The sequence below is a fragment of the Microbacterium arborescens genome (genome assembly GCF_049707515.1).
GTDB lineage: Bacteria > Actinomycetota > Actinomycetes > Actinomycetales > Microbacteriaceae > Microbacterium > Microbacterium arborescens_B.
On sequence record NZ_JBNAFI010000015.1, the window covers coordinates 1 to 5506 of the forward strand.

General features: G+C 55.1%; 3 rRNA genes. All 3 read left to right on the top strand.

Going from position 1 to position 5506, the window contains the following annotated elements:
* Window positions 1-250 precede the first annotated feature (250 nt).
* The 3 genes from ACPYN5_RS15920 to rrf all read left to right on the top strand — a co-directional run bounded on the left by ACPYN5_RS15920 (window position 251) and on the right by rrf (window position 5466).
* Window positions 251-1770 (top strand): 16S ribosomal RNA (locus tag ACPYN5_RS15920).
* Between the two features lie 373 nt (window positions 1771-2143).
* Window positions 2144-5250: ribosomal RNA gene (locus tag ACPYN5_RS15925) — 23S ribosomal RNA — on the top strand.
* A gap of 99 nt (window positions 5251-5349) precedes the next feature.
* Window positions 5350-5466: ribosomal RNA gene (gene rrf, locus ACPYN5_RS15930) — 5S ribosomal RNA — on the top strand.
* The 16S, 23S and 5S rRNA genes sit together here, the layout of an rRNA operon.
* The last annotated feature ends 40 nt before the right edge of the window (window positions 5467-5506 follow it).

Genomic DNA, 5506 nt, shown 5'->3' on the forward strand with positions numbered 1-5506 from the left:
GGGTATGGTTGTGAAGTTGCCCTCTGGGCTGGCTGTGAGGTCAGTTGGGGGAGCGTCCGATCCTTGAGAACTCAACAGCGTGCACTTGTCAAATGCCAAATAACCTCGACTCCACTTCGGTGGGGTGAGATTCCTTTGGATCAAAGACCTTCCTTCGGGGAGGCAACGGATAGTCAGCAATGATTTATCTCTTTGGTCAGCATCAAACTCGCTGCTCCAGTCTTTTTCCGGCTGGTCGCAGCAAATTTTCTTTACGGAGAGTTTGATCCTGGCTCAGGATGAACGCTGGCGGCGTGCTTAACACATGCAAGTCGAACGGTGAAGCAGAGCTTGCTCTGTGGATCAGTGGCGAACGGGTGAGTAACACGTGAGCAATCTGCCCCTGACTCTGGGATAAGCGCTGGAAACGGCGTCTAATACCGGATACGAGCTGCGATCGCATGGTCAGTAGCTGGAAAGAATTTCGGTCAGGGATGAGCTCGCGGCCTATCAGCTTGTTGGTGAGGTAATGGCTCACCAAGGCGTCGACGGGTAGCCGGCCTGAGAGGGTGACCGGCCACACTGGGACTGAGACACGGCCCAGACTCCTACGGGAGGCAGCAGTGGGGAATATTGCACAATGGGCGGAAGCCTGATGCAGCAACGCCGCGTGAGGGATGACGGCCTTCGGGTTGTAAACCTCTTTTAGCAGGGAAGAAGCGAAAGTGACGGTACCTGCAGAAAAAGCGCCGGCTAACTACGTGCCAGCAGCCGCGGTAATACGTAGGGCGCAAGCGTTATCCGGAATTATTGGGCGTAAAGAGCTCGTAGGCGGTCTGTCGCGTCTGCTGTGAAAACCCGAGGCTCAACCTCGGGCCTGCAGTGGGTACGGGCAGACTAGAGTGCGGTAGGGGAGATTGGAATTCCTGGTGTAGCGGTGGAATGCGCAGATATCAGGAGGAACACCGATGGCGAAGGCAGATCTCTGGGCCGTAACTGACGCTGAGGAGCGAAAGGGTGGGGAGCAAACAGGCTTAGATACCCTGGTAGTCCACCCCGTAAACGTTGGGAACTAGTTGTGGGGTCCATTCCACGGATTCCGTGACGCAGCTAACGCATTAAGTTCCCCGCCTGGGGAGTACGGCCGCAAGGCTAAAACTCAAAGGAATTGACGGGGACCCGCACAAGCGGCGGAGCATGCGGATTAATTCGATGCAACGCGAAGAACCTTACCAAGGCTTGACATATAGAGGAAACGGCTGGAAACAGTCGCCCCGCAAGGTCTCTATACAGGTGGTGCATGGTTGTCGTCAGCTCGTGTCGTGAGATGTTGGGTTAAGTCCCGCAACGAGCGCAACCCTCGTTCTATGTTGCCAGCACGTAATGGTGGGAACTCATGGGATACTGCCGGGGTCAACTCGGAGGAAGGTGGGGATGACGTCAAATCATCATGCCCCTTATGTCTTGGGCTTCACGCATGCTACAATGGCCGGTACAAAGGGCTGCAATACCGTGAGGTGGAGCGAATCCCAAAAAGCCGGTCCCAGTTCGGATTGAGGTCTGCAACTCGACCTCATGAAGTCGGAGTCGCTAGTAATCGCAGATCAGCAACGCTGCGGTGAATACGTTCCCGGGTCTTGTACACACCGCCCGTCAAGTCATGAAAGTCGGTAACACCTGAAGCCGGTGGCCCAACCCTTGTGGAGGGAGCCGTCGAAGGTGGGATCGGTAATTAGGACTAAGTCGTAACAAGGTAGCCGTACCGGAAGGTGCGGCTGGATCACCTCCTTTCTAAGGAGCATCTGACTCTTCGGAGTCCAGAACCCAGATCGAAGGCACATGTTCTTCGCTGGGAGCTCATGGGTGGAACATTTGACATGGTGCGAAGGATGAGGTTCTTCTCTAGTACGCCGCTTGCGGTGGGAACGGGGAGGGTTTCGGGTGTCGCACCTGCACGCTGTTGGGTCCTGAGGGACCGGATGAGAGTCCGCAACCTCTGGGCCTTTTCTTCATGCCGCTGGTCGGTGTGGGGGGAGGGTACCGCCCGTACTTTGAGAACTACACAGTGGACGCGAGCATCTTCGATGCGACACCTTCGGGTGTTGTGTCGTGAAGATGATCTTAAAGATCATTAGTCAATTTTTTGACGATTCAACTCATGTGATTTCAAGTCTTTAAGAGCAAACGGTGGATGCCTTGGCATCTGGAGCCGAAGAAGGACGTAGCAATCTGCGATAAGCCTCGGGGAGTGGATAAGCACACTGTGATCCGAGGGTGTCCGAATGGGGAAACCCCGCTGGGCGGCGTGCCGACCTAGTGACTCCCGCCTGAATATATAGGGCGGGTAGAGGGAACGTGGGGAAGTGAAACATCTCAGTACCCACAGGAAGAGAAAGCAACAGCGATTCCGTTAGTAGTGGCGAGCGAAACCGGATCAGGCTAAACCTTGCGTGTGTGATAGCCGGCAGGCGTTGCACGTTGGGGGTTGTGGGACTTTTCTGATCATTCTGCCGAGTGGTCGACGTTACAAGAGGGTATAGACGAACAGGTTTGAATGCCTGGTCATAGAGGGTGCGAACCCCGTAGTCGAAATGCCTCCCTTGGCGTGAAGAGTATCCCAAGTAGCACGGGGCCCGAGAAATCCCGTGTGAATCTGTCAGGACCACCTGATAAGCCTAAATACTCCCAGATGACCGATAGCGGACAAGTACCGTGAGGGAAAGGTGAAAAGTACCCCGGGAGGGGAGTGAAATAGTACCTGAAACCGTTTGCTTACAAACCGTTGGAGCCTCCTTAGCAGGGGTGACAGCGTGCCTTTTGAAGAATGAGCCTGCGAGTTAGCGATACGTGGCGAGGTTAACCCGTGTGGGGTAGCCGTAGCGAAAGCGAGTCTGAATAGGGCGATTCAGTCGCGTGTCCTAGACCCGAAGCGAAGTGATCTATCCATGGCCAGGTTGAAGCGACGGTAAGACGTCGTGGAGGACCGAACCCACTTAGGTTGAAAACTGAGGGGATGAGCTGTGGATAGGGGTGAAAGGCCAATCAAACTTCGTGATAGCTGGTTCTCTCCGAAATGCATTTAGGTGCAGCGTTGCGTGTTTCTTGCCGGAGGTAGAGCTACTGGATGGCCGATGGGCCCTACAAGGTTACTGACGTCAGCCAAACTCCGAATGCCGGTAAGTGAGAGCGCAGCAGTGAGACTGTGGGGGATAAGCTTCATAGTCGAGAGGGAAACAACCCAGACCACCAACTAAGGTCCCAAAGCGCGTGCTAAGTGGGAAAGGATGTGGAGTTGCTCTGACAACCAGGAGGTTGGCTTAGAAGCAGCCACCCTTGAAAGAGTGCGTAATAGCTCACTGGTCAAGTGATTCCGCGCCGACAATGTAACGGGGCTCAAGCACGCCACCGAAGTTGTGGCATTGACATTTTTGGTAGGCCTTCGTGGTCCAGCCGTGTTGATGGGTAGGAGAGCGTCGTGTGGCCAGCGAAGCGGCGGTGTGAACCAGCCGTGGAGGCTACACGAGTGAGAATGCAGGCATGAGTAGCGAAAGACGTGTGAGAAACACGTCCTCCGAAAGACCAAGGGTTCCAGGGTCAAGCTAATCTTCCCTGGGTAAGTCGGGACCTAAGGCGAGGCCGACAGGCGTAGTCGATGGACAACGGGTTGATATTCCCGTACCGGCGAAGAACCGCCCAAGCTAATCCAGTGGTGCTAAGAGTCCTAACCCGGGCTTAGTTGATCCCTTCGGGGTGAGACGGTCCGGTCTAACGCTCGACCCCATGCTGGTGCGGCTAGCGTATTAACAGGTGTGACGCAGGAAGGTAGCCCAACCCGGGCGATGGTTGTCCCGGGGCAAGTGCGTAGGCCGAGTCATAGGCAAATCCGTGACTCATACAGGCTGAGACACGATGCGGATAAAAAGTGGGTGATCCTATGCTGCCGAGAAAAGCATCGACGCGAGGTTCTAGCTGCCCGTACCCCAAACCGACTCAGGTGGTCAGGTAGAGAATACTAAGGAGATCGAGAGAATCGTGGTTAAGGAACTCGGCAAAATGCCCCCGTAACTTCGGGAGAAGGGGGGCCTTCCACTTATTAGGATTTACTCCGAAAGGGTGTGGAGGCCGCAGAGACTAGTGGGTAGCGACTGTTTACTAAAAACACAGGTCCGTGCCAAGTCGCAAGACGATGTATACGGACTGACGCCTGCCCGGTGCTGGAAGGTTAAGAGGACCGGTTAGCCGCAAGGCGAAGCTGAGAATTTAAGCCCCAGTAAACGGCGGTGGTAACTATAACCATCCTAAGGTAGCGAAATTCCTTGTCGGGTAAGTTCCGACCTGCACGAATGGCGTAACGACTTCCCAACTGTCTCAACCGCGAACTCGGCGAAATTGCATTACGAGTAAAGATGCTCGTTACGCGCAGCAGGACGGAAAGACCCCGTGACCTTTACTATAGCTTGGTATTGGTGTTCGGTGTGGCTTGTGTAGGATAGGTGGGAGACTTTGAAGCGGTGACGCCAGTTACCGTGGAGTCATTGTTGAAATACCACTCTGGTCACTCTGGATATCTAACTTCGAACCGTAATCCGGTTCAGGGACAGTGCCTGGTGGGTAGTTTAACTGGGGCGGTTGCCTCCCAAAAAGTAACGGAGGCGCCCAAAGGTTCCCTCAACCTGGTTGGCAATCAGGTGGCGAGTGTAAGTGCACAAGGGAGCTTGACTGTGAGACTGACAGGTCGAGCAGGGACGAAAGTCGGGACTAGTGATCCGGCAGTGGCTTGTGGAAGCGCTGTCGCTCAACGGATAAAAGGTACCTCGGGGATAACAGGCTGATCTTGCCCAAGAGTCCATATCGACGGCATGGTTTGGCACCTCGATGTCGGCTCGTCGCATCCTGGGGCTGGAGTAGGTCCCAAGGGTTGGGCTGTTCGCCCATTAAAGCGGTACGCGAGCTGGGTTTAGAACGTCGTGAGACAGTTCGGTCCCTATCCGCTGCGCGCGTAGGAAATTTGAGAGGATCTGACCCTAGTACGAGAGGACCGGGTTGGACGAACCTCTGGTGTGCCAGTTGTTCCGCCAGGAGCACCGCTGGTTAGCTACGTTCGGGATGGATAACCGCTGAAAGCATCTAAGCGGGAAGCCGGCCTCAAGATGAGATTTCCATGCCTTCGGGCGAGAGGCTCCCAGCCAGACTACTGGGTTGATAGGCCGGATGTGGAAGCGTGGTAACACGTGAAGCTGACCGGTACTAATAAGCCGATGACTTGATAACACACCGTTTTTGGTGCTTGCGTCCACTGAGTGGTTCTCGATGTACGGTCGAGAACCGCATAACGATTGATCGTTGTGCAGACTGAAACATCAATAGTGTTTCGGCGGCCATAGCGTGAGGGAAACGCCCGGTTACATTCCGAACCCGGAAGCTAAGCCTCACAGCGCCGATGGTACTGCAGGGGGGACCCTGTGGGAGAGTAGGACACCGCCGGACTTCTTTCGTGAAAGGGCCACCCAACGCTGGGTGGCCCTTT